The organism is Labrys sedimenti (assembly GCF_034424805.1).
GTDB classification, from domain to species: domain Bacteria; phylum Pseudomonadota; class Alphaproteobacteria; order Rhizobiales; family Labraceae; genus Labrys; species Labrys sedimenti.
In genome coordinates this window covers 64567-87389 of record NZ_JAXOUF010000018.1, presented here as the reverse complement: position 1 = coordinate 87389, position 22823 = coordinate 64567, and the positions used below count along the sequence as shown (strand labels likewise).

Below are 22823 nucleotides of genomic sequence, written 5' to 3'. Positions count from 1 at the left end.
CTGTCCCGGCCCCCTGCCAGCGGGCTCTGCGCTGTCGAGAACTGCCTCGCCCCGATTGGCACGCCGCTTGCAGGAGCCCTACGGGATCCAACAAGAAGCAAGGGAAGGCGTCATGTCGAAGCTCGGAAGACTCGGTCATTGCCTGTCGGGCGGCATCATCGCGATGTTGATCACCTGCGGTGCAGCCAGCGCCGAAGAAAACACCATCAAGATCGGCATCCTGCATTCGCTGTCCGGCACGATGGCGATTTCCGAGACGACGCTCAAGGACGCCATGCTCATGCTGATCGACGAGCAGAACAAGAAAGGCGGCGTGCTCGGGCGCAAGCTGGAGGCCGTGGTCGTCGATCCCGCCTCGAACTGGCCGCTTTTCGCCGAGAAGGCCCGCGACCTCCTCGGCAAGGACAAGGTGGCGGCGGTGTTCGGCTGCTGGACCTCGGTCAGCCGCAAATCCGTGCTGCCGGTCTTCAAGGAACTCGACGGCCTCCTGTTCTATCCGGTGCAATATGAGGGCCAGGAGAGCGAGCGCAACGTCTTCTATACCGGCGCGGCGCCGAACCAGCAGGCCATCCCCGCCGTCGACTATCTGATGAGCCAAGAAGGCGTGAAGCGCTGGGTGCTGGCGGGGACCGATTATGTCTATCCCCAGACCACCAACAAGATCCTGCAGGCCTATCTCCAATCCAAGGGCGTGGCCAAGGACGACATCATGGTCAACTACACGCCCTTCGGCCAGTCCGACTGGCAGACCATCGTCTCCGACATCAAGAAATTCGGTTCGGCCGGCAAGAAGACCGCCGTCATCTCCACCATCAATGGCGACGCCAACGTGCCCTTCTACAAGGAACTCGCCAATCAGGGCATCAAGGCCGAGGACATCCCCGTCGTCGCCTTCTCGGTGGGCGAGGAGGAACTGGCCGGCCTCGACACCGGGCCGTTGGTCGGCCACCTCACGGCCTGGAACTATTTCCAGTCGGTCGATACCCCGGCCAATGCCCAGTTCATCAAGACCTGGCGCGCCTTCACCAAGAATGACAAGCGCGTCACCAACGATCCGATGGAAGCGCATTACATCGGCTTCAATATGTGGGTGAAGGCGGTGGAGAAGGCCGGCACCACCGATCCCGACGCGGTGATCGATGCCATTGTCGGGGTGTCGGTGCCCAATCTTTCGGGCAGCTATTCGACCATGATGCCCAATCATCACATCACCAAGCCGGTGCTGATCGGCGAAATCCAGGCCGACGGCCAGATGCAGACCGTCTGGCAGAGTTCGGGATTGGTGGTGGGCGATGAATGGTCCGACTACCTGCCGGACTCCAAGGATCTGATCGCCGATTGGCGCAAGCCGCTGTCCTGCGGCAATTTCAACGTCGTCACCGGCAAATGCGGCGGCCAGGGCACGAACTAACACCAAGAAGCATTGTCAATGACTCTTGGTCCTTTCTGGTGATTTTCGCCAAATCTTTGATTTGGCATCGAAAATCACCAGGCGTTCAAGCCGGGAATGCCTCAGCATTTTCGAAGCTTGGTTTAAGGCTCCAATATGCTGTCCTGCGAACATTCCCGCCTCCGGTTGCACTCCGTCATGCACGGGTCTCGTCTCTTCGTCCTGGCCTTGTGGGCCTGCCTCCTCATACCCGGACTTGGCCACGCCGATGAAACCGGCATCAGGGCTGGCCTGGCCAAGCTGGCCGGTGCCACGAACTTCCAGCAGGTCGAGGCGGTGGTGCGTGAACTGGCCGGGAGCGGGGATGCGCTGGCGGCCCGCCCCCTTGCGGCGCTGGCGGATGGCAATCTCTATTGGCGTCAATCCGACAAGGCGATCCTGATAGCCTCCGGTTCCGGCGATCCGCTCACGGTCGCCGACCCGGTCACCGGCGCCGGGCAGGGAAATGCAGGCAAGAGTGAACTCGTCAGGATCAAGGTCAACAACGCCATCCGGCGGGCGATCAGGGAGGCGAGCGGCTCGCTCACACTCGCCTCCCCCGACAAGGCGGCACGCCTCGCGGCCGCCGACACATTGACCCAGACACCCGACCCGGGCGCTCTGCCGGTTCTCGACAGCGCCATCGCCAGGGAGACCGATACGGCCGTCAAGGCCCGGCTGGAGACGGCGCGGGCTGCCGCGACCTTGTTCTCCGACAAACCCCAGGCCGACAAGAGTGTGGCCATCGGGCAGGTAGCCTCCCTGGGCACCCGCGAAGCTGCTGCCCTGCTTGGCCGTTTCGAAGCCGGTGCCGATGGAGCCCTGAAAGATGAGGCCGCCGCCGGCATCCGCACCATCGATGCGCGCCTGAAGCTGTGGGACCTGGCGCAGAATGTCTGGTACGGCGTCTCGCTGGCCTCGGTGCTGCTGCTGGCCGCCATCGGCCTTGCCATCACCTTCGGCGTGCTCGGCGTCATCAACATGGCGCATGGCGAGATGGTGATGATCGGCGCCTACACCACCTTCGTCGTGCAGGAAGCCATACGCGCCTCTGCGCCCGGCTTGATCGACTGGTCGCTGCTGATCGCCCTGCCCCTGGCCTTCTTGGTTGCGGGCGCCGTCGGTGTCGTCATCGAGCGCGGCATCATCCGCTTTCTCTATGACCGCCCACTGGAGACCCTGCTGGCGACCTGGGGCGTCTCGCTGATCCTGCAGCAGAGCATCCGCGTGATCTTCGGGCCGACGAACCGCGAGGTCGCCAATCCTGGCTGGATGTCCGGCAGCATCAGCGTCGGCGAACTGACCATCACCGCCAACCGGCTGTGGATCTTCGCCTTCTCGATCGCGGTGTTCATCGCCCTGCGCCTCATCCTCAATCGCACCCGCTGGGGCTTGCAGATGCGCGCCGTGACCCAGAACCGGCGCATGGCGTCCTCGATGGGCATCCGCACGCCCAGGGTCGACGCGCTGACCTTCGGCCTCGGCTCCGGCATCGCCGGCATCGCCGGTGTCGCCCTTAGCCAGATCGGCAATGTCTCGCCCAATCTGGGCCAGGGCTACATCATCGATTCCTTCATGGTCGTGGTATTCGGCGGCGTCGGCAATCTGTGGGGCACGCTCTTGGGCGCATTGACGCTCGGCATCGCCAACAAGTTCCTCGAACCCTATGCCGGCGCGGTCCTCGGCAAGATCATCGTGCTCGTCTTCATCATCCTCTTCATCCAGAAGCGCCCCCGTGGCCTGTTCGCGCCCAAGGGGCGGGCGGTGGAAGCATGATCCTCGCAACCCTCCTCAAGAACGGCCTCGACCGCCGCCTGTCCATCCTCGTGGCGCTTCTCGTGGCGGCGGCCGTGCTGGTGCCGGTCCTGCACCTGGCGGTGCCGGCAGACAGCGCCTTCCATGTGCCCGCCTATCTCGTGGCGTTGCTCGGCAAATACCTCACCTATGCCCTGCTCGCCCTCTCGCTCGATCTCGTCTGGGGCTATTGCGGGCTTCTCTCGCTCGGTCACGGCGCCTTCTTCGCACTGGGCGGCTATGCCATGGGCATGTATCTGATGCGCGGGATCGGCGATCGCGGCGTCTATGGCAACCCGGTCCTGCCCGACTTCATGGTGTTCCTGAACTGGCAGGAACTGCCCTGGTTCTGGTACGGCTTCGACAAGTTCTGGTTCGCCGCGCTGATGGCGATGGCCGTACCCGGCCTGCTCGCCTTCGCCTTCGGCTGGTTCGCCTTTCGCAGCCGCGTCAATGGCGTCTACCTCTCGATCATCACCCAGGCGATGACCTATGCGCTCATGCTCGCCTTCTTCCGCAACGACATGGGGTTCGGCGGCAATAACGGGCTGACCGATTTCAAGGATGTGCTCGGCTTTTCCCTGCAGGCGCCGGGTACGCGCGCAGGTCTGTTCGCCGCCAGCGCCCTGATGCTGGCCCTGTTCGTCGCGCTCGCCGCCATGATCACCGGCTCCAAGCTCGGCAAGCTGATGGTCGCCGTTCGTGATGCCGAATATCGCTCCCGCTTTCTCGGCTGGCGGCCGGAGAACATCAAGCTGTTCGCCTTCACCTTCTCGGCGGTGATGGCCGGCATCGCCGGCGCGCTCTATGTCCCGCAGGTGGGCATCATCAATCCCGGCGAGTTCTCCCCGGCCAATTCCATCGAGGTGGTGATCTGGACCGCCATCGGCGGCCGCGGCACCCTGATCGGACCGGTGATCGGCGCCATCGGCGTCAACTGGGCGAAGAGCTGGTTCACGGCCGCCTTGCCCGATCTATGGCTGTTCGCACTCGGCGCCCTTTTCGTCGCCATGCCGCTGCTGCTGCCGCGGGGCCTGGTCGGCGCCTTCGAGCATTGGCGCCGGTCCAAGTCCCCTCGCAAGGTCCCCGCGAGCAAGGCGCTAGTGGCCGCCCAAAGCGATACCGCGGAGGAAGCGGCCTCATGACCCAGCAACCGCAGAGCATCCTCTATCTCGACGGCGTCAGCGTCAGCTTTGACGGCTTCAAGGCCATCAACAATCTCTCGCTCATCCTGGAACCCGGCGAGATGCGCGCCATCATCGGCCCGAACGGGGCCGGCAAGACCACGATGATGGACATCATCACCGGCAAGACCCGGCCCGATAGCGGCGAGGTCTTCTTCGATGGCGAACATGATTTGACCAAGCTCGACGAGACCGACATCGCCAATCTCGGCATCGGCCGCAAGTTCCAGAAGCCGACCGTATTCGAAACCCATACGGTCGAGGACAATATCGCCTTGTCCCTCAAGGGCAGGCGCGGCATCTTCGCTGCCCTGTTCGACCAGCGCTCGCGCTCCGAAAGCGAGCGCATCGACGAGATCCTCGCCACCGTCCGTCTCGAACAGCGGCGTGACGACAGGGCGGCCGGGCTGTCGCACGGCGAGAAGCAATGGCTGGAGATCGGCATGCTGCTAGCCCAGAACCCCAAGCTCCTGCTCGTCGACGAGCCCGTGGCCGGCATGACCGATGCCGAGACAGCACAGACCGGCGATCTCCTCCGGCAGATCGCCCGTTCGCATTCGGTCGTCGTCGTCGAGCACGACATGCATTTCGTGCGCGAGCTCGGGGTGAAGGTGACCTGCCTGCACGAAGGCAGCGTGCTGTCCGAGGGGCGGTTCGACCATGTCTCGGCCGACCCACGGGTCGTCGAAGTCTATCTGGGGAGATAGAGGACATGATGTTGTCCGTCAGTGATCTCACTCTCCACTATGGCGCTGCTCAGGCGCTGCGCAGCGTGTCGCTACAGGCCGAAACCGGCAAGGTCACCTGCATCCTCGGGCGCAACGGGGTCGGCAAGACCAGCCTGATGCGCACCATCGCCGGCCAGCACCGACCGAGCGCCGGCTCCGTCAGCTTCGAGGGCAAACCGCTCGGCCGCAGCCCGGCCCATGACAGGGCCAGGCTCGGCATCGCCCTCGTGCCCCAGGGCCGCGAGATCTTTCCCCTGCTGACGGTGAAGGAAAACCTGCAGACCGGGTTCGCGCCGCTCAAGCGCGCCGAGCGCAGCATTCCGAGCCATATATTCGAGCTGTTCCCCGTGCTCGCCCAGATGCTGCAACGCCGAGGCGGCGACCTCTCGGGCGGCCAGCAGCAACAGCTCGCCATCGGCCGGGCGCTAGTAACCCGCCCTAAGCTCCTGTTGCTCGACGAACCCACAGAGGGCATCCAGCCTTCCGTGATCAAGGATATCGGCCGAGCCATCGCGTTCCTGCGTGATCAGATGGGCATGACCATCCTCCTGGTCGAGCAATATCTCGACTTCGCGCGCGAACTGGCCGATCGTGTCGTCATCATGGATCGCGGCGAGATCGTTTTTTCCGGCGAGGCCGCCGACCTGGACAAGCCCGATGTACGCCGACATCTCCTGCTTTGACGTCAGGAAGGCCCCACTCCGCCTCGAACGGGCCCAGGGCGTCGCCCGCCTGGCCTTTCGCCAGCGTGACGGTGCAACCAGACTGGCGACCCTCTATCAGGAAGGATGCGCCAAGGTACGGTTGCCGCGGCCACTGCCTGGAGCGCAGCCGGAGGCTATCCTCATCAACACGGCGGGCGGTCTGACTGGTGGCGACAGGCTCACCTTCGAGGTTGTGGCGGGGCCGGCGAGTTCGGCCACCATCACCACCCAGGCCTGCGAACGCATCTACCGCTCGACAGGCGAGGATACGGTTGTCGTCAACCGGTTGGCTGCCGAGGCTGGCGCCCGCGTCGCCTGGCTGCCGCAGGAAACCATCCTGTTCGACGGTGGCCGCCTCGTCCGGCGTCTCGAGGTCGACCTGGCCGAAGGCGCTGAACTGCTTGCCGTCGAGGCCCTGCTTTTCGGCCGTGCCGCCATGGGCGAAGTGGTGCGCAGTGGCGCCTTGAAGGATCGTTGGCGGGTCCGCTGCAACGAAAAACTGATTTTCGCCGATGATTTCCACCTGGAGGGCGATATCGCCGGTCGCCTTGCCGCCCGCGCGACTTTGGGAGGGCACCGGGCCATGGCGACGGTTCTTGCCGTCTGCCCGGAAGCGGAGGAGCGGATCGACCGGGTACGCGACATCATCGGCAGCCATGGCGGCGCCAGCGCCTGGGGCGGCAAGCTCGTGGTGCGTCTCCTGGCTGAAGACAGCCTAGCGCTCAGGCATCGCCTCGAGCCCCTCCTGTCCTTTCTGCTCGCCGACCGTCCCCTGCCGAAAGTTTGGCAGCTCTAACAACCGGAACTCGCATGAACCTCACGCCCCGCGAAAAAGACAAGCTCCTGATAGCCATGGCGGCCATGGTGGCGCGCCGGCGCCTCGAACGCGGCGTCAAGCTCAACCATCCCGAGGCGATCGCCCTCATCAGCGATTTCGTGGTCGAAGGTGCGCGAGACGGGCGCTCGGTCGCCGATCTCATGGAGGCCGGCGCGCATGTGCTGACGCGCGAGCAGGTCATGCCCGGCATCGCCGAGATGATCCACGACGTGCAGGTGGAAGCGACCTTTCCGGACGGAACCAAGCTGGTCACCGTGCACGAACCCATCCGATAGACTGTGGAAGAAAGACCATGAAGAAATATCTGATCGCTCTCGCCGCCATGCTCATGGCTACGCCGGCCATGGCCCATATCAACCCGGCGGAGCATGCCTCCTTCTCCACGGGCTTCCTGCACCCCCTTTCGGGCGCGGACCATATATTGGCGATGGTCGCCGTCGGCCTGTGGGCGGCCCAGCTCGGCGGACGGGCGCTCTGGGCGGTTCCCGCGACCTTCGTCATCGTCATGACGGCAGGCTTCGGCGCGTCCCTTACCGGCATTCCTCTGCCCTTCATCGAGCCGGCGATCGCAGCTTCCGTCGTGGTGCTCGGCTTGCTGGCCCTGATGGCATTCAAGGTACCGACGCCGATCGGCATGGTCGTGGTGGGGTTTTTTGCCCTGTTCCATGGTTTCGCCCATGGCAGCGAACTGGGCGAAGCCAGCGCCCCCCCCTTCCTGATCGGCTTTGCCCTGGCGACGGCCCTGCTGCATGCGGCCGGCGTGTTGCTTGGGCCCGCGATCGCCCGCCTCGCCGGTGACAAGGCCGGCCGGTTCATCACGCGCTCGGCCGGAGGGCTGACCGCCCTCGCCGGCTTGGCCCTGATCGTGGGAGGCTAGACCATGATCCCGGGCGAAGTCCTGCCGATGGCTGGAGACATTGTGCTGAACGCCGGCGCGGAGGCGAGCGTTCTCGTCATCGCCAATTCCGGTGATCGGCCGATCCAGGTCGGCTCCCACTATCATTTCTTCGAGGTCAACGCGGCGCTCCTGTTCGACCGGGAGGCGGCGCGTGGCATGCGGCTCGACATTCCCGCCGGCACGGCCGTCCGCTTCGAGCCGGGGCAACAACGGCAGGTGCGGCTGATCCCGATCGGCGGCAAGCGCGTCATCTTCGGCTTTCAGAGCAAGATCATGGGAGCACTGTGATGCCCGCTACTCTTTCCCGCGCCGCCTATGCCCAGATGTATGGGCCGACCGTCGGCGATCGCGTCAGGCTTGCCGATACCGAGCTTTTCATCGAGGTCGAAAAGGACTTCACCATTCCCGGCGAGGAGGTGAAGTTCGGCGGCGGCAAGGTAATCCGCGACGGCATGGGCCAGAGCCAGGCGAGCCGTGCCGCCGGCGCTGTCGACACCGTCATCACCAATGCGCTCATCATCGATCACTGGGGTATCGTCAAGGCAGATGTCGGCCTGAAGGATGGCTTGATCGTAGCGATCGGCAAGGCCGGCAATCCCGACATCCAGCCCGGCGTCACCATCGTCATCGGTCCCGGCACGGAGATCATTGCCGGCGAGGGCAAGATCCTCACGGCCGGCGGCGTCGACGCGCATATCCATTTCATCTGCCCTCAGCAGATCGAGGAAGCCCTGATGTCGGGCGTCACCACCATGCTGGGTGGCGGCACTGGCCCCGCCCACGGCACGCTCGCCACCACCTGCACGCCCGGGCCCTGGCACCTGGCGCGCATGATCCGTTCCTTCGACGCCTTCCCGATCAACCTGGGGTTGTCGGGCAAGGGCAATACCTCCCGGCCGGAGGCGCTGGTCGAGATGATCGAGGGTGGTGCCTGCTCGCTCAAGCTGCATGAGGACTGGGGGACGACGCCGGCAGCCATCGACAATTGCCTCAGCGTCGCCGACGACTACGACGTCCAGGTGATGATCCACACCGACACGCTCAACGAGAGTGGCTTCGTGGAGGACACGGTCGCCGCCTTCAAGGGGCGGACCATCCATGCCTTTCATACCGAAGGTGCCGGTGGCGGCCATGCCCCCGACATCATCAAGGTCTGCGGCCTGCCCAACGTGCTGCCGTCCTCGACCAACCCGACCCGGCCCTACACCACGAACACCATCGCCGAGCATCTCGACATGCTGATGGTCTGCCATCATCTGTCGCCGGCTATCGCCGAGGACATCGCCTTCGCCGAAAGCCGCATTCGCAAGGAGACCATCGCGGCGGAGGACATCCTCCACGATATCGGCGCCTTCTCGATCATTTCGTCCGACAGCCAGGCCATGGGCCGCGTCGGCGAGGTCCTGATCCGCACCTGGCAGACCGCCCACAAGATGAAGATGCAGCGCGGGCGCCTGCCCGGCGAGAGCGGCGACAACGACAATCTCAGGGTACGACGCTATATCGCCAAATACACCATCAACCCCGCCATCGCGCAGGGATTGTCGGCCCATGTCGGCTCGGTCGAAATCGGCAAGCGCGCCGATCTCGTCCTGTGGAACCCGGCCTTCTTCGCGGTCAAGCCGGAGATGGTGCTGGTGGGCGGTACGATCGCCGCGGCCCCGATGGGCGATCCCAACGCCTCGATCCCGACGCCGCAGCCGATGCATTACCGCCCGATGTTCGGTAGCTTCGGCGGTGCCCCGGCTGCCTCTTCCCTGACATTCGTCAGTCAGGCGGCGCTGGCCAACGGCCTGAAGGAGCGGCTCGGCGTCGCCAAGCCGATGGCGGCGGTGGAGAACACGCGCGGCGGCATTTCCAAGCACTCCATGGTGCTGAACGATGCCCTGCCGCGCATGGAGGTCGATCCCGAAACCTATGAAGTCCGCGCCGATGGCGAACTCCTGACCTGCCCGCCGGCAACCGAATTGCCGATGGCCCAACGCTATTTCCTGTTCTGACCATGCTGCACGCTACCTCCCATTGCCATCATGACAGCCGGCTCCCCGTGGGCACGATCACGCTCGACCACAGGGGCCGGCATCTGCGCCGCAAGCGCCTCATCACCGATCAGGGCGATATCGTCATGATCGACCTGCCCGAAGCCGTGCTGCTCGCCGATGGCGATGCCCTCGTGCTCAAAGACGGGCGTACCCTCACCATCCTCGCAGCGCCCGAGGAACTCTACGCGGTCCGAGCCGGCCGGCAATGCCCACTCGCCCATCTGGCCTGGCATCTCGGCAATCGCCATCTTGCCGCCGAGATCGGCACCGATGTCATCCTGATCGAGCGGGATCCCGTAATCCGGACAATGCTGCAGGGTCTCGGGGCCGAAATCCAGGAAGTGGTCGCCGGCTTCCAGCCCGTGCACGGCGCCTATCACGGTCATGCCCACGGCCACGATCACGGGCATGGCCATGACTGACGACACGGCACATCTGGTGCGATTGCTCAGCTGGCTATCGCCGGCCTTCCCGGTCGGCGCTTTCGCCTATAGCCACGGCCTGGAACGAGCCGTCCACGATGGCCTGATCGAGGATCGACCATCGCTGGTCGACTGGCTGAGCGCAATCGTCCAGTCGGGTTCGGGCTGGAACGATGCCGTTCTGCTGGCCGAGGCCTGGCGCCTTGCCTTGCGGGGAGAGGATTGCACCGCTGTCGCGGAGCTTGGCGAGGCCATGGCGGGCACACGCGAACGCCATCACGAGACCATGCTGCAGGGCGAGGCCTTCGGGCAAGCCGTCTCCCACTGGACCGGCGAGGCGATCGAGCCCATGCCCTATCCAATCGCCGTCGGCCAGGCTGCCGCGCATCACGGCATCGGGCTCGAACAGGCGCTGGCCGGCTTCCTGCACGCCTTCACCGCCAATTTGGTCCAGGCCGCCATCCGGCTGGTTCCGCTCGGGCAGCGCGACGGGGTCCAGGCGCTCGCAGCGCTCGAACCGATCATGCTGGCTACGGCAAAGCGTGCCTGCCGCGCGGCGCTCGACGACCTCGGCGCCTGCACCCTGATGTCCGACATCGTCTCGATGCAGCACGAAACCCAATATTCGAGGATCTTCCGCTCATGAACGCCCCCAACGGCCCCCATTCCAGCAACGGTCCCTTGCGTGTAGGCATCGGCGGTCCGGTCGGCGCCGGCAAGACCACCCTGACCGAAATGCTGTGCAAGGCGATGCGCGAGAGCTATTCGGTCGCCGTCGTCACCAACGACATCTTCACCAAGGAAGACGAGCTCATCCTCAACCGGGTGCAGGCGCTTCCCCAAGACCGCATCATCGGTGTCGAGACTGGTGGCTGCCCCCATACCGCCATTCGCGAGGACGCTTCGATCAATCTGGCGGCGATCGCCGAAATGCGCCGGCGTTTTCCCGACCTCGACGTCGTCTTCATCGAATCCGGCGGCGACAATCTGGCGGCAACCTTCTCGCCGGACCTCGCCGATATCACACTCTACGTCATCGACGTCGCGGCGGGCGAGAAGATCCCGCGCAAGGGCGGCCCCGGCATTACACGCTCCGATCTCCTGATCATCAACAAGATGGATCTGGCTCCCCATGTCGGCGCCGACCTCGATGTCATGCGCGCCGATACCGAGAAGCAACGCGGCAAGCGACCCTTCGTGTTCACCGACATGCGTCGGCGCGTCGGGCTCACCGATGTCATCACCTTCATCGAGCAACAAGGCGGGCTGGCGACCTAGCGTTGCAGTCGTGACTTGGCGGAGACCTTGGGTTTGAGTCATTGCGAGCGCAGCGAAGCAATCCAGAAGCCACGAGCGGCGCGTTTTACCGAGACTGGATTGCTTCGCTGCGCTCGCAATGACGAAGGAAACGGTATCGCAATTGTAGTGACGACTACCGTCATAGGGCATTCAGCTCAGCGCCTCGACCGGGTCACGGGCCTTTCGGCAGCCGCCGGCTCCTTCCAATCCCGGACAATGTCGATCAAGGGCGCGACGGCCGGATTGCCGGATTCACAGGGAACCGAGAGAACGACCTTCAATGTCGGCGCCGCCGCGAGCGCTCTCGGCACGACATCCACAACCGCCCCGTCGCATATCGATGCCGGCACCAGGGCCACGCCGAGCCGTGCAGCCACGAGGCGGACGATGGTGTGCTGCAACTGGGGTTCATAGCGAAACCGCGGAACGATGCCGGCCATCTCGAAATAGCCGGCGATAGCCTCGCGCAGTGTCGGCGCCACGGTTGCGGGCGCCGCGATCAACTCCTCGGTCGCCAGGTCGCCAGGGGTGACGAGCTCGTTCCCCGCCAAGGGGTGCCCGCGCGGAACGATGAGGCACAGATGGTCCGTGATGACAGGTACCGTCCGCAATTGAGGAAATGGCCGGCCGGCAAAGGTGATGGCGGCATCGAGTTCGCCGCCGAGAAGCCTGTGCTCGATCTCGGCCGGCGTCGTCTCCAGGAGAACGATGCGAATGTCCGGTCTCAGCCTGGCATAGCAACTGACGACCTGCGGCACGATGCGATGGGCGGCATGCATCATGAAGCCCAGGCGCAATTCGCCCTTCTGGCCTTCCGCGACCAGCCTGGCATCACGGCAGGCATCCTCGAACTGGGCAAGGACCGCGCGTGAATCCGTCAGGAACCTCTCCCCAGCCTGGGTCAGGATGACGTGGCGCGAGTTTCGCTCGACCAGTTGCACCCCGAGTTCGCGCTCGAGATTGGCGATCTGCCGGCTGAAAGGCGGTTGGGTCATATGCAGTCGCGCAGCGGCCCGCCCGAAATGCAGTGTCTCGGCGAGAGCCACGAAATAGCGCATCTGGCGCGAATCCATCGATACCTCCAATGCATTGATACCGGCTCTCCATTGGATTGGATTATATCGATTATCTCTCCTATGAAAGACAGCATTCCCAATCGGCGTGCCATGCTTTCCAATCTTCTCATCGTCCTGCCCGTCTTTGCTTTGATCCTCGCGGGCTGGCTCGCGCGGCGCAGCAACGCTCTTGGTCCGCATGCCACGCGCGAGGTGAACAGGCTGGTAGTCTATCTGGCGCTGCCGGCGCTGCTGTTCGACATCATGGCCAATGCAAATCCGGCCCGGATCTGGCAGCCCGGCTTCATTCTGGCCTTTGCGCTGGGCTGCGCCCTCATCTTCATCCTGGCGCTGGCGATCCGCTTGAAGCAGGGCAGCCATCTCGCCGATGCGGCCATCGACGGGCTCAATGCCGGCTACGCCAATACCGGCTTCATGGGCTTCCCGTTGATCCTCGCAGTCGTGGGCCAATCCGGTATGGCACCGACCCTGGTCGCGACCATCGTGACAGTCTGTGTCCTGTTTGCCGTCGCCATCGTCCTGATCGAAGCCAGCCTGCAGTCCCAGGCGCGCCGACGGGATATCGCCCGCAAGACGCTGCTCGCCTTGATCCGCAATCCCCTGCTGGTCGCACCGGCCCTCGGGGCGGTGGTGATGATTTCGGGCTGGCCGCTTCCCCAGACGCTGGACAGATTTCTCAAACTGCTCGGCGGCGCCGCCTCACCCTGCGCGCTCATCGCGCTCGGCCTTTTCCTGGCGGAAAATACCGGCAAAACCGCGGAAGCAGGGCGCAAGGTCGAAGCTCTGCTGATCGGGCTGAAGCTGGTGGCCCACCCAGTCGCGACCTGGGTGATTGCCGCGCCCATCCTCGGCCTGGCGCCGGAGGCGGTCCGCATAGCAGTCCTGCTCGCAGCCCTGCCAACCGGGACGGGCCCCTTCATGCTGGCCGAATTCTATGGACGCCAGGCCCTGGTAACCAGCCGTGTCGTCCTGGCCACGACGATCCTGTCCGTCGCGACGCTCTCTTTGTATCTTGCGGTTTCACGATAGGCCGGCCGCGCTTCCGGCACCGGATTCTCGACGGCATTTCGAGTTTCACCCGGATTTGCCGTCGCTCGGCGGCGGGCGGCGCGAAAGCAGGCTTTCGCCGAGAAGTGCCCGCGAGAATTCGTCGATGAGCGCGAGCTCTCGATGATGACGAAAACCATCGCTGTCCGCCACCGCCAGACAGATTTCGATCAGCCTGGCCTTCACGGCCGGCGCTGCCGCGTCCAGCTCGCGCAAGCTTGTCTTCACCGCGTCGGTCGATGGCCTCATGCGCCGGATCCATTGGCGGGTGCGCTCGATCTCGCCCAGGTCCAGGTCGATGCCCTCCGCGGCACAGGCCGCCGCGACATGATCAAGCATCACCTTGACCTCCTCGCCCGACATTTGCCGGTCGGCCCTGGCGACCGCCACGGCGAGGACGAGGCCGCTCTCGCGCGCGACCCTGCGAATGACAGCCCAACGCTGCCCCATCTGTTCGCCGACGGGAGCATCGGCACGCGCCTGTGGCCAGGGCAGGCCGAGCACCTGCCGATAGAACTCATCCAGGGGCTCCTGCAGAACGCCATCGGCGTCGGCGATCGACAGGATCCTGTCGAGGCGGAAGGAACGAAGGTCGCCTCGATCGTGGCTGTAGCCGAGAAGACGGGGCACGCCGTCGCGCCCCGGCTTGACCGACCAGAGTGTGACCGGCCGAAACCGTCGGCGGCCAGCCGCGTCCTGATATTCGATGACGAGGAGGAGACCGTTGACGCCGGCCCCACCTGAAGGCGGCTCCGCCTTTGCGGGCGAGGGTCCAGGCGGTCGAGGGGGTCCCGTTCTCTGGGGCATTGGCGACCTCTCGACACGTACTCCCGGGCGGCAGGTGATCAGACGGCGGCAATCCTGGATAGAAAAGACCGCAGCCATCGGCCTGGACGATAGCGGCTATCCGATGTTTGAAGAGACGAAGCAGGAGCGTCAACAGGGCGGCCATCGAAGCAATGGCTGATTTGCCTGAAATTCTTGCGGCGACAGGCATCGCCGTGTGATCGCCGCCTGCGCGAGCGACGATCCGGGCAGCGCATCGCCGGCTTTCTGGAAATGAGCCTCCTGTTGGCGAATTGCCTTTTCGTGCGCGATCTTGCCGACGGGATGTAACGGCACCACGAGCCGCCATTGCCGACTGGCGGAACCTTCAGCAGACGGACCGAAAGCGCTCGACGCAGGTGTCGAGCACCTCGGCAGGATCACGCTTCCACCAGTTCCCGGCCGAAAAGACTTCGACTTCGCAAAATCCGCGATAACCCGCCTCTTCCACCGCCGCGCGCAACGATCTGAGATCGGCGACGCCATCCCCCATCATGCCGCGATCGAGCAGGACATCGCCTGTCTCGGCGAGCCAGTCGCACAGGTGATATCCGAGGATACGGTCCTTGCCGGCGCGCCGGAGTTCGCGCGCCAGAGAGGTGTCCCACCAGACATGATAGACATCGACCGCAACGCCGACATTGGCCGCGCCGACGGTGTCGCAGAGGTCGACAGCGTCCCGCACCGTCGCGAGGCAGGAGCGGTTGCCTGCATAGACCGGGTTGAGCGGCTCGAGCGCGAGGCTCACGCCCCTCTGCGCCGCATAGGGCGCGGCCTCGGCGACCCGTTCGGCCACGCGTTTGAGGCTTTCCTCCACCCCCAGGCTGTCGGGATCGATCCCGCCGACGACGATGGTGAGGATCGAGGTCCCGAGCCCCGCCGCCATGTCGATCGAAGCCTGGAACTCGTCTCGAAGAGCGGATAAAGGCCGGGGCGCCATCGGGCCTACCAGGAAGGGGCTGCGGCATAGGCTCGCCACTTCGAGGCCCGCCCGGCGGGCCCGGTTGCCGATCTCGACGGCACGCTCCCCGATTTCCCGGCGCCAGAACACGATTCCGCCGAAGCCGCGCTCGGCGCATGCATCGATGACGCGCTCGACAGGCCAGCCGGCGCCATGGCCATCCAGATTATGCCCGAGCGTCGCGGTGTTGAGGGCGAGCGCCGAGTGATCCGTCGAGAAATCGCGCATCGTGGCGGCTCAAGCGCCGTAGAGGGCAAGCAGCTTGCGCATGCGATCGGCCGCCAGATCCGGGTCGCGCAGCAGGCCGCAGGCATCCGCATGTTTGAAAAGCTCGACGAAATAAGGCAGCGGCCGCATGGCCTGTGCCCCGCCCAACATCACGAAATGCTCCTGGAAGCCATTGAGCCAGGCGAGGAAGACGATCCCCGTCTTGTAGAATTGGGTGGGCGCGCGGAAGATGAGCCGGGCCAGCGGGACGGTGGGATCCAGCACCGCATGGAACGCCCCGATGTCACCCTCCCCCAGTTTCTGGATGGCGAAGGCCGCCGACGGCGCAAGGGGATCAAAAATGCCGAGAAGGGCGTGGGAAAAGCCGACCTCGTCGCCGGCGATCAATTCCGGATAGTTGAAGTCGTCGCCCGTATACATCTTGACGCCGACGGGAAGACGACGCCGCATCGCGATTTCCTTGTCCTTGTCCAGGAGCGAGATCTTGATGCCCTCGACTTTCGCCGCGTTCTCTTGGATGACGCGCAGCGCCACGTCCATGGCAGCCTCGAAACTGTCGCTGCCCCAGTAACCCCTCAGCGCCGGGTCAAACATGTCGCCGAGCCAGTGAAGAATGACGGGCCGGTCGCAACGCGCCAGCACATCGCCATAGACCTTCACATAGTCTTCCGGTGAAGCGGCGACGGCGGCAAGGGCACGGCTCGCCATCAGGATGAGGCGCCCTCCCAGGGCCTGGATGGCTTCCACCTGCTCGAAATAAGCGCGACGAACGTCGTCCAGCCCTCTCGCCTGGCTCGGCTCGAGCTGGTCTGTGCCGCATCCGTTGAAGACCAGCGCCTGCGGCAACTCCTCGCGGGTGCGCCTGACAAGCTCGAGCGCCCGAGGCCAGTCCAGGCCCATGCCGCGCTGGGCTGTATCCATCGCCTCGGCAATGCCGAGGCCGAGATCGTTCAGATGGTGGCGGAACGCCATCGTTGCCTTCCAGTCGACTGTGGCCGGGCCGGAAGGATCATTGGCCGTGAACGGATCGGCCACGACATGGGCCGCCGAGAACACGACACGCGCCGCGTCGGCAGGCAAGCGGGCGGCCGGGATCACCTTGCCGCTGAGCCGATAGTCGGAGAAAGCGCCGTTGACATCGGGAAGACGGATCATTGCAGTTTCCTCAAAATCTCGGCACCAGCATGCCGGCATCCACGGCGATCACCTGGCCGGTCGTGTAGGGGAGCCTGCCGGTGGCGAGCGTCGCCATCACCGCCCCGACATCCTCCGGCCGGCCCAGGCGCCGCATCAGGGTCAGGCCCTCCTCGTCGATGCGCCGCTGATACAGGCCGGTCACCGATTGAGTCATGGCGGTCTCGATCAGGCCCGGCCTGATATCGTAGACGGCGATGTTCTCGCGCCCGAGCCGGACGGCGAACACCTTGCTCACCATGGCCGAGCCGGCTTTCGAGACGCAATATTCCGCCCGTGGCTCGGCAACCGCATCGGCATTCGACGACGACACATTGACGATGGCATAGAAGCGCCCGTCACTGCGGTCGCGTGCAAGCACGCGCCTCGCCCATTTCTGGCACAGGAAGAACTGCGCCTTGGCGTTGACCGCCTGGCAACGATCGTAGCTTTCCTCGCTGACATCGAGAGGATCGCCGCGGCTCAGGACCGATACGCCCGCATTGTTGACGAGCGTCGAAAGTGGGCCCAAAGCCTTTTCGGCCAGGTCGAGCATGGCGTCATGCGCACCGATATCGGCTATGTCGCCGGCAATGCGGGTGACGGGCACATCGAGAGCACGCACGCGTTCCTCGGCCGCCTGCAGCTCCGCATCGTCGGCGGGTCCGTTCAAGGCGATCGCAAAACCGTTCCTGGCCAGTTCGACGGCGGCTGCCAGGCCGATCCCGCGGCTCGAGCCGGTGATGAAGGCTGCCTGCCGGATCGGGGTACTCATGCCAGCGCTCCATGCTTGAACAACTCGCGGGCGATGATCATGCGCTGGATCTGGTTGGTGCCTTCATAGATCTGGGTGATCTTGGCGTCGCGATACAGGCGCTCGACCTCGAAGCCGCGGATGTAGCCGGAACCGCCGAAGACCTGGACGGCGTCGGCCGTGCGGGTCACCGCCATGTCGCCGGCGAAGCATTTGGCGATCGAACAGGCCTTGGTCGCATTGTCCCCGCGATCGATCTTCGTAGCCGCGCTGTGCACCAGAAGACGTGCAGCCTCGATATCCTTGGCCATGTCGGCAATCAGCCACTGCACGCCCTGGAACTCGGCGATTGCCTTGCCGAACTGCTTGCGCTGGCGGGCATAGTCGACGGCAGCCTCGAGGCCGGCCTGGCCGATGCCGACCGCGAGCGCCGCGATGCCGACGCGGCCCTTGTCCAGCACGCTCATCATCATGTGGAAGCCCTTGCCGAGGTCTCCCAACAGCGCATTCGGCCCGAGCACGACATCGGTGAAATTGAGCGCGCCAACCTGGCTGGCACGCTGCCCCATCTTGTGCTCCTTGGGGCCGCGCTCGACGCCCTTGGCGTTAAGATCGACGATGAAGATGCTCATACCGCGATGGCCTGCATCCTTGTCCGTCCGGGCCAGGACGAAACCGACATCGGCGACCGGCGCGTTGTGGATCCAGATCTTGCCGCCGTTGAGACGCCAACCTTCTCCGTCCCGTTCCGCCGTGGTCCTGATGCCGGACACGTCCGTTCCGGCCTCCGGCTCGGTTATGCAATAGGCCACGCGCTTGGTTCCGCGCATCACCGGTGCTAGCCAGGCTTGGCGCTGGGCCGGCGTGCCGTGCCTCACCAGCAGCGTGCAGATGAGTTCCACCAGGCCGCATTGATCGGCAACCGAGGCATAGCCTCTCGAAAGCTCTTCCATGACCAGCGCATAGGTCAGCGTGTCGAACCCCGGGCCTCCCATGGCTTCGGGAACGCCGATGCCGAAGAGCCCGAGCTCTCCCATCTGATCATAGATCTCATGAGGGAAGCGCTCCTCGCGATCGAGCTCCTCGGCCAGCGGCTTGATCACGTCGTCGGCGAACTGTCGCGCCATGTCACGCACCTGCATCTGCGTTTCGCTTGGGTACATGCGCTTCTTCCCCTTTTGTAACTATCTAGTTACTGCTATAACGCACGTGGATCAAATGGGTCAAGCCTGACGATCCCCTCGAATCGAGGCCAGGTCAGGCAAGCCATCAAAGAGCGATGCCAACGGAGGAAATCATGAAGCCATCGGAAAAGCGGAAATTCGGCCGCAGCGACATCGAGGTCACCCCCTTTGCCTTCGGTACGGCGCCGATCGGGAATTTCTTGCGCGAGATCAGCGAACCGGTTGCCGACGAAATGGTACAGCATGCCTGGAATGCCGGCGTGCGCTTCTACGACACCGCACCGATGTACGGTCATGGCCTTTCGGAACTGCGCCTGGGGCAGGCGCTGCGCTGGAAGAAGCGCGACGATTTCGTGGTCGCCTCGAAGGTGGGGCGCGTCCTGCACCCGGCCAGGCGCTCCCAAATCGACTTCTCGCCCTGGGTGAATGCGGCCCCCAACACGATGAGTTTCGACTACAGCTATGACGGCACGCTGAGGGCGTTCGAGGATTCCCTGCAGCGGCTCGCGCTCGAGCGCATCGACATGCTGTTCATTCACGATATCGACCGTTTCACCCGCGGCGACGACCAGCCGGAGGTCTTCAGGCAGGCCATGGACGGATGCTGGCGCGCCCTGGAGCGCCTGCGCTCGGAAGGCGCAGTGAAAGCGATCGGTGTCGGCGTCAACGAGTGGGAAGTCTGTCATGAGGCGCTCAAGCAGCGCGATTTCGACTGCTTCCTTCTGGCCGGCCGCTACACGCTGCTCGAACAGGAGGCCCTCGACGGCTTCCTGCCGCTTTGCCAAGAGCGTGGCGCTGCCGTGCTGGTCGGCGGCGGCTTCAATTCCGGAATCCTGGCAACCGGCGCGGTGCCCGGTGCGAAGTACAACTACGCCCCCGCCCCGGCCGCGGTGATGGAGAAGGTCGCCAGGATCGAGGCGGTGTGCCGGGACCACAAGGTGCCGCTTGCCGCTGCGGCTCTCCAATTCGTGGTTGCCCACCCCGCCATCCCGGCCTTCTGCGCCGGGACGCGCACGGTGGAGCAACTCGACCAGAACCTGGCATGGTTCAGCCACCCCATTCCGCCGGATTTCTGGGCCGAACTGAAAAGCAAACGATTGCTGCGCGAGGACGCGCCGGTGCCGGCATGAACGAGATCGCACCCGACACCGGTCGCCGCCTGGCGGCGACCGGTCTGCGCTATGACGATGTCTCCATCGGGGATTGGTTCGACACACCAGCCAGGCATGTCGGCACCGAACTGATCGACGCCTTCGCCGAACTGACCGGCGACCGCTTCGAGATCCATATGGATGGCGACGCGGCGCGTGCCCACGGCTTTCCCTCGCGCGTCGCCCACGGCCTCCTGATCCTGTCCCTCGTCGACGGGCTGAAGAACCAGGCACAGGCCCGCTTCCTCGCCGTGGCCTCGCTGGGCTGGAATTTTCGGTTCGAACGCCCGGTCCTGGCCGGCGACATGATCACCGCCCACGTGAGCATCAAGGACAAGCGGACGACGTCGCGGCTCGACCGGGGCATTCTCAGACTGGGCTTTCGCGTGCGCAAGCAGACCGGGGAGATCGTCCAGTCCGGCGAGAACCAGCTGATGGTCTATCGCTGAGGCTACCGCGGAGATGCGCTCTTCGCGGAGTACGGCACGATTTGACCTCCGCTGGAGGAAGGATCGGCCTGAACGGCTGGGGTAGGGTGAAAACGGCAAAGATCTCGATGAAGAGAGAGGTCATCAGCAAGAACGTCACCCACCCCGACGCTTCGCGTCGACCCTCCCCCTCCAGGGGAGGGTAAAATCGAGCTGTCAGAATTTCGGCGATCGCCTTTCGCGGAAGGCGGCGAGGCCCGCCTGCAGTTCACTCGACTGCGCGGCGGCCATGCCGGCCAGGCAGTCGAACACCCGTTCCGTCTCCTCCGCTTCGGCGGCGTTCACCAGCATCTTCGTCATTTCGGTTGCCAGGGGCGCACGCGAGCATACCTTTCCCGCGACCTCCATGGCCCGGGCAAGCCCTTGGCCACTCTCCACCACCTCGTCCACGATGCCGAGTTCGCGTGCATCCTTTGCGCTCAGGATCTCGCCGAAGATCGCCATGCGCCTCACGGCCTGGGCACCGAAGCGGCGTGTCGCGCGCTGGGTGCCCGACCAACCCGGAATGATGCCGAGCCCGGTCTCCGGCTGCCCTATCTTGGCGTGGGTTTCCGCAATGCGATAGTCCGCACAGGCGGCAAGCTCCAGGCCGCCGCCCAAGGCATGGCCGTTCAGCACGGCGATCAGGGGCTGACGCAGCCGGGCCAGCGCGTCGAAGGCGGCGTGCCCCTCGCGCACCCAGAACCGGCCGAAATCCTCGGGCGTCTCTCGGCTCCAGGCCTCGATGTCACCGCCTGCCGAGAAAGCTCTCGTCCCAGTCCCCGTCAGGATCGCGACGCGGATGGTCGTATCGTGCTCGATGAGGGCGCACAGACGCTGCAGCTCCGCCACCATGGCAGCATCGAAGGCGTTGAGCTTGCCCTCGCGTTCGATGACGATGCTCGCAACCGGCCCCTCGATCTTCAGCCGAACACCATCCCCGCTCATCACTCGGCCGCCTCTCTGGTGACCGCCTGCCGGCGGCGGCGATCGGGCTCGAACAGGTCTGCCGGCATCGACACCAGCGGGTCGGCGACGGCGAGCGGAAAAGCCACCTGCTCGAGGATATCGCGCTTGAGATCGACGCCCGGCGCAATCTCCGTCACGGTGAGCCGGCCGTCGATCAGCTTCAGCACGCAGCGCTCGGTGACATAGGTCACGTCCTGGTTCTGCAGCGTGGCGCGCTTGCCGGAGAACGAGACCTGGTCGACCTCGGGCACGAGCTTGGCGACCTTGCCCTCCTTGTCGATCCTCAGCTTGCCATCGGCCACCGACAATTTCGCGCCGGCGTTGAAGTAGCCCGAGAACACGATCTTCCTGGCGCGCGAGGTGATGTCGACAAAGCCTCCGGCGCCGGCCGTCACATGCGGGCGCACTGCCAGCTTTGAGACGTTGACGGAACCATCCTCGCCGATCTGCAGGAAGGACAGGAGGGAGGCATCGAAGCCGCCGGCCTGGAAATAGGTGAACTGATGCGGCGAGGCCACGAACGCCTCGGCGTTGGAGGAGCAGCCGAACTTGAAGTCGAGCAGCGGGATGCCGCCGACGGCGCCCTGCTCGATCACCCAGGTGATCTCGCCATGCCGGCCTTCCTCCAGGAGGATACGTGGAACGTTCGCCGAAATACCGAAGCCGATATTCACGGCCCAGCCGTTCTCCAGTTCCATCGCCACCCGGCGAGCCATCACCTTGGCCGCGTCGAAGGCAGGGATCGTGAACGTATCGAGCGGGCGAAACAGCTCGCCCGATATCGCCGGGTCATAGGCGGTTGCCGTTGTCTGCAACTGGTCCGGCGCCTCGACGAGGATATCGACGAGGATGCCGGGCACCCTGACGTCATGCGGGCGCAGCGTACCCGCTTGGGCGATCCGCTTGACCTGTGCAATGACGGTGCCGCCGGAATTGTGCGCAGCCAGCGCCAGCTCCATCGCGCCGAGATAGGCGCCTTCATGCTCGAAGGTCAGATTGCCGCGTTCATCCGCCGTCGAGGCCCGGATGATGGCGACATCGGGTGCGATCGCTGGGAAATAGAGCCATTCGTCGCCCTCGAACTCAATCTTGCGCACGATCGGCCGGGAGCGGGCGCGATCATTCATGGCGCAGCCATCGAGCGCCGGATCGACGAAGGTGTCGAGCCCGACCTTGGTCAGAACGCCGGGACGCTTTCCGGCCGCTTCCCGGAGAATGTCGAACAGGATGCCGCTGGGCACGTTGTAGGCGCTGATCTTGTTCTCGCCGAGCATCTTCCAGATCAGCGGCGGCTCCGCCGAAGACGGTCCCGACGGATAGGACCCGCCGATGATCGTATCGATGAGGCCGTCCTGGGCCAGATGGTCGACACCCCTAGTGCCGAACATGTCGCCTGCGGCAATCGGGTGGATCATGGTGAGCTGGCGAGGATGCCCCTCTTCGCGATACCGCTCCCCCAGCGCCTGGAGAACCAGGTCCGGGCAGCAAAGCCCGCTGGAGGAATTCACGGCAACCACCGCCTTGTCGCCGATGCGCCGCACCGCCTCGAGCGCACTCCTGATTTTGGACATCGTCTCCTCGCGAAGAATTTTATAAGTAACTATATGGTTAGTACCTTATAGCGTCGGCGCCTTCAACTCCTTTTCTCCG

At 64.7% G+C, this 22823-nt stretch carries 24 protein-coding genes; 16 read left to right on the top strand and 8 right to left on the bottom strand.

Features of this window, described 5'->3' with window-relative positions; all coding sequences use genetic code 11:
- Positions 1–163 precede the first annotated feature (163 nt).
- The 13 genes from urtA (at position 164) to ureG (ending at position 11317) form a co-directional block, all read left to right on the top strand.
- Positions 164–1411 carry an urea ABC transporter substrate-binding protein gene (gene urtA / locus U1R88_RS29180; RefSeq protein ID WP_322434447.1) on the top strand — a complete coding sequence of 416 codons (1248 nt, stop codon included), beginning with the start codon at positions 164–166 and terminating at the stop codon, positions 1409–1411.
- A 177-nt stretch (positions 1412–1588) separates the two neighbouring features.
- A complete protein-coding gene (gene urtB / locus U1R88_RS29175) occupies positions 1589–3205 on the top strand; it encodes an urea ABC transporter permease subunit UrtB (RefSeq protein WP_322434433.1) in 1617 nt (538 codons plus the stop codon).
- On the top strand, positions 3205–4368 hold the full coding sequence (gene urtC / locus U1R88_RS29170; RefSeq protein WP_425545496.1) for an urea ABC transporter permease subunit UrtC: 1164 nt from the start codon (positions 3205–3207) through the stop codon (positions 4366–4368). The genes urtB and urtC overlap by 1 nt, the downstream gene beginning before the upstream one ends.
- Positions 4365–5114 (top strand): urea ABC transporter ATP-binding protein UrtD, encoded by a 750-nt coding sequence (gene urtD / locus U1R88_RS29165; protein ID WP_322434431.1) that lies wholly within the window; start codon positions 4365–4367, stop codon positions 5112–5114. Before urtC ends, urtD begins: the two co-directional genes overlap by 4 nt.
- Positions 5115–5122: 8 nt before the next feature.
- Positions 5123–5818: an urea ABC transporter ATP-binding subunit UrtE gene (gene urtE / locus U1R88_RS29160; protein ID WP_322434446.1), complete on the top strand. Its 696-nt coding sequence runs from the start codon at positions 5123–5125 to the stop codon at positions 5816–5818.
- Positions 5793–6635 (top strand): urease accessory protein UreD, encoded by an 843-nt coding sequence (locus U1R88_RS29155; RefSeq protein WP_322434430.1) that lies wholly within the window; start codon positions 5793–5795, stop codon positions 6633–6635. Before urtE ends, U1R88_RS29155 begins: the two co-directional genes overlap by 26 nt.
- A 14-nt stretch (positions 6636–6649) precedes the next feature.
- Positions 6650–6952, top strand: coding sequence for an urease subunit gamma (locus tag U1R88_RS29150; RefSeq protein ID WP_068281452.1), 303 nt, complete (start codon positions 6650–6652; stop codon positions 6950–6952).
- A 17-nt stretch (positions 6953–6969) separates the two neighbouring features.
- Entirely contained in the window at positions 6970–7554 is a 585-nt protein-coding gene (locus U1R88_RS29145; RefSeq protein ID WP_322434429.1) for a HupE/UreJ family protein, read from the top strand.
- A 3-nt stretch (positions 7555–7557) separates the two neighbouring features.
- The gene (locus U1R88_RS29140) at positions 7558–7863 is read left to right on the top strand and encodes an urease subunit beta (RefSeq protein ID WP_322434428.1); all 306 of its coding nucleotides are present in this window, start codon (positions 7558–7560) and stop codon (positions 7861–7863) included.
- A complete protein-coding gene (gene ureC / locus U1R88_RS29135; protein ID WP_322434427.1) occupies positions 7863–9575 on the top strand; it encodes an urease subunit alpha in 1713 nt (570 codons plus the stop codon). The genes U1R88_RS29140 and ureC overlap by 1 nt, the downstream gene beginning before the upstream one ends.
- Before the next feature lie 2 nt (positions 9576–9577).
- Positions 9578–10039, top strand: coding sequence for an urease accessory protein UreE (locus U1R88_RS29130; RefSeq protein ID WP_322434426.1), 462 nt, complete (start codon positions 9578–9580; stop codon positions 10037–10039).
- The gene (locus U1R88_RS29125; protein WP_322434425.1) at positions 10026–10685 is read left to right on the top strand and encodes an urease accessory protein UreF; all 660 of its coding nucleotides are present in this window, start codon (positions 10026–10028) and stop codon (positions 10683–10685) included. The genes U1R88_RS29130 and U1R88_RS29125 overlap by 14 nt, the downstream gene beginning before the upstream one ends.
- A complete protein-coding gene (gene ureG / locus U1R88_RS29120; protein WP_322434424.1) occupies positions 10682–11317 on the top strand; it encodes an urease accessory protein UreG in 636 nt (211 codons plus the stop codon). Before U1R88_RS29125 ends, ureG begins: the two co-directional genes overlap by 4 nt.
- A 176-nt stretch (positions 11318–11493) precedes the next feature.
- Here the strand turns inward: ureG and U1R88_RS29115 are convergent, their stop codons facing one another.
- Positions 11494–12411, bottom strand: coding sequence for a LysR family transcriptional regulator (locus tag U1R88_RS29115; protein WP_322434423.1), 918 nt, complete (start codon positions 12409–12411; stop codon positions 11494–11496).
- Between the two features lie 93 nt (positions 12412–12504).
- On the opposite strand from U1R88_RS29115, the gene U1R88_RS29110 reads away from it, so the two are divergent.
- The gene (locus U1R88_RS29110) at positions 12505–13443 is read left to right on the top strand and encodes an AEC family transporter (protein ID WP_322434445.1); all 939 of its coding nucleotides are present in this window, start codon (positions 12505–12507) and stop codon (positions 13441–13443) included.
- Between the two features lie 45 nt (positions 13444–13488).
- Here U1R88_RS29110 and U1R88_RS29105 read toward each other — a convergent pair whose 3' ends face one another.
- From U1R88_RS29105 to U1R88_RS29085, 5 genes are all read right to left on the bottom strand, one after another.
- The gene (locus U1R88_RS29105; RefSeq protein ID WP_336624886.1) at positions 13489–14268 is read right to left on the bottom strand and encodes a tellurite resistance TerB family protein; all 780 of its coding nucleotides are present in this window, start codon (positions 14266–14268) and stop codon (positions 13489–13491) included.
- 346 nt (positions 14269–14614) lie between these two features.
- The gene (locus U1R88_RS29100) at positions 14615–15475 is read right to left on the bottom strand and encodes a sugar phosphate isomerase/epimerase family protein (protein WP_322434421.1); all 861 of its coding nucleotides are present in this window, start codon (positions 15473–15475) and stop codon (positions 14615–14617) included.
- Positions 15476–15484: 9 nt separating this feature from the next.
- A complete protein-coding gene (locus U1R88_RS29095; RefSeq protein WP_322434420.1) occupies positions 15485–16630 on the bottom strand; it encodes a dihydrodipicolinate synthase family protein in 1146 nt (381 codons plus the stop codon).
- Positions 16631–16640: 10 nt separating this feature from the next.
- On the bottom strand, positions 16641–17423 hold the full coding sequence (locus tag U1R88_RS29090; RefSeq protein ID WP_322434419.1) for a 3-ketoacyl-ACP reductase: 783 nt from the start codon (positions 17421–17423) through the stop codon (positions 16641–16643).
- Positions 17420–18565: an acyl-CoA dehydrogenase family protein gene (locus tag U1R88_RS29085; protein WP_322434418.1), complete on the bottom strand. Its 1146-nt coding sequence runs from the start codon at positions 18563–18565 to the stop codon at positions 17420–17422. The genes U1R88_RS29090 and U1R88_RS29085 overlap by 4 nt, the downstream gene beginning before the upstream one ends.
- A 134-nt stretch (positions 18566–18699) precedes the next feature.
- Here U1R88_RS29085 and U1R88_RS29080 point away from each other — a divergent pair, with 134 nt between their 5' ends.
- Together U1R88_RS29080 and U1R88_RS29075 are read left to right on the top strand one after the other, a co-directional pair.
- A complete protein-coding gene (locus U1R88_RS29080; RefSeq protein WP_322434417.1) occupies positions 18700–19716 on the top strand; it encodes an aldo/keto reductase in 1017 nt (338 codons plus the stop codon).
- Positions 19713–20186 carry a MaoC family dehydratase gene (locus U1R88_RS29075; RefSeq protein ID WP_322434416.1) on the top strand — a complete coding sequence of 158 codons (474 nt, stop codon included), beginning with the start codon at positions 19713–19715 and terminating at the stop codon, positions 20184–20186. The genes U1R88_RS29080 and U1R88_RS29075 overlap by 4 nt, the downstream gene beginning before the upstream one ends.
- A 195-nt stretch (positions 20187–20381) precedes the next feature.
- Here U1R88_RS29075 and U1R88_RS29070 read toward each other — a convergent pair whose 3' ends face one another.
- Together U1R88_RS29070 and U1R88_RS29065 are read right to left on the bottom strand one after the other, a co-directional pair.
- Complete coding sequence (locus tag U1R88_RS29070) at positions 20382–21152, bottom strand: enoyl-CoA hydratase/isomerase family protein (RefSeq protein WP_322434415.1); 771 nt, start codon at positions 21150–21152, stop codon at positions 20382–20384.
- Complete coding sequence (locus U1R88_RS29065; RefSeq protein WP_322434414.1) at positions 21152–22744, bottom strand: acyl CoA:acetate/3-ketoacid CoA transferase; 1593 nt, start codon at positions 22742–22744, stop codon at positions 21152–21154. Before U1R88_RS29065 ends, U1R88_RS29070 begins: the two co-directional genes overlap by 1 nt.
- Positions 22745–22823: the final 79 nt, after the last annotated feature.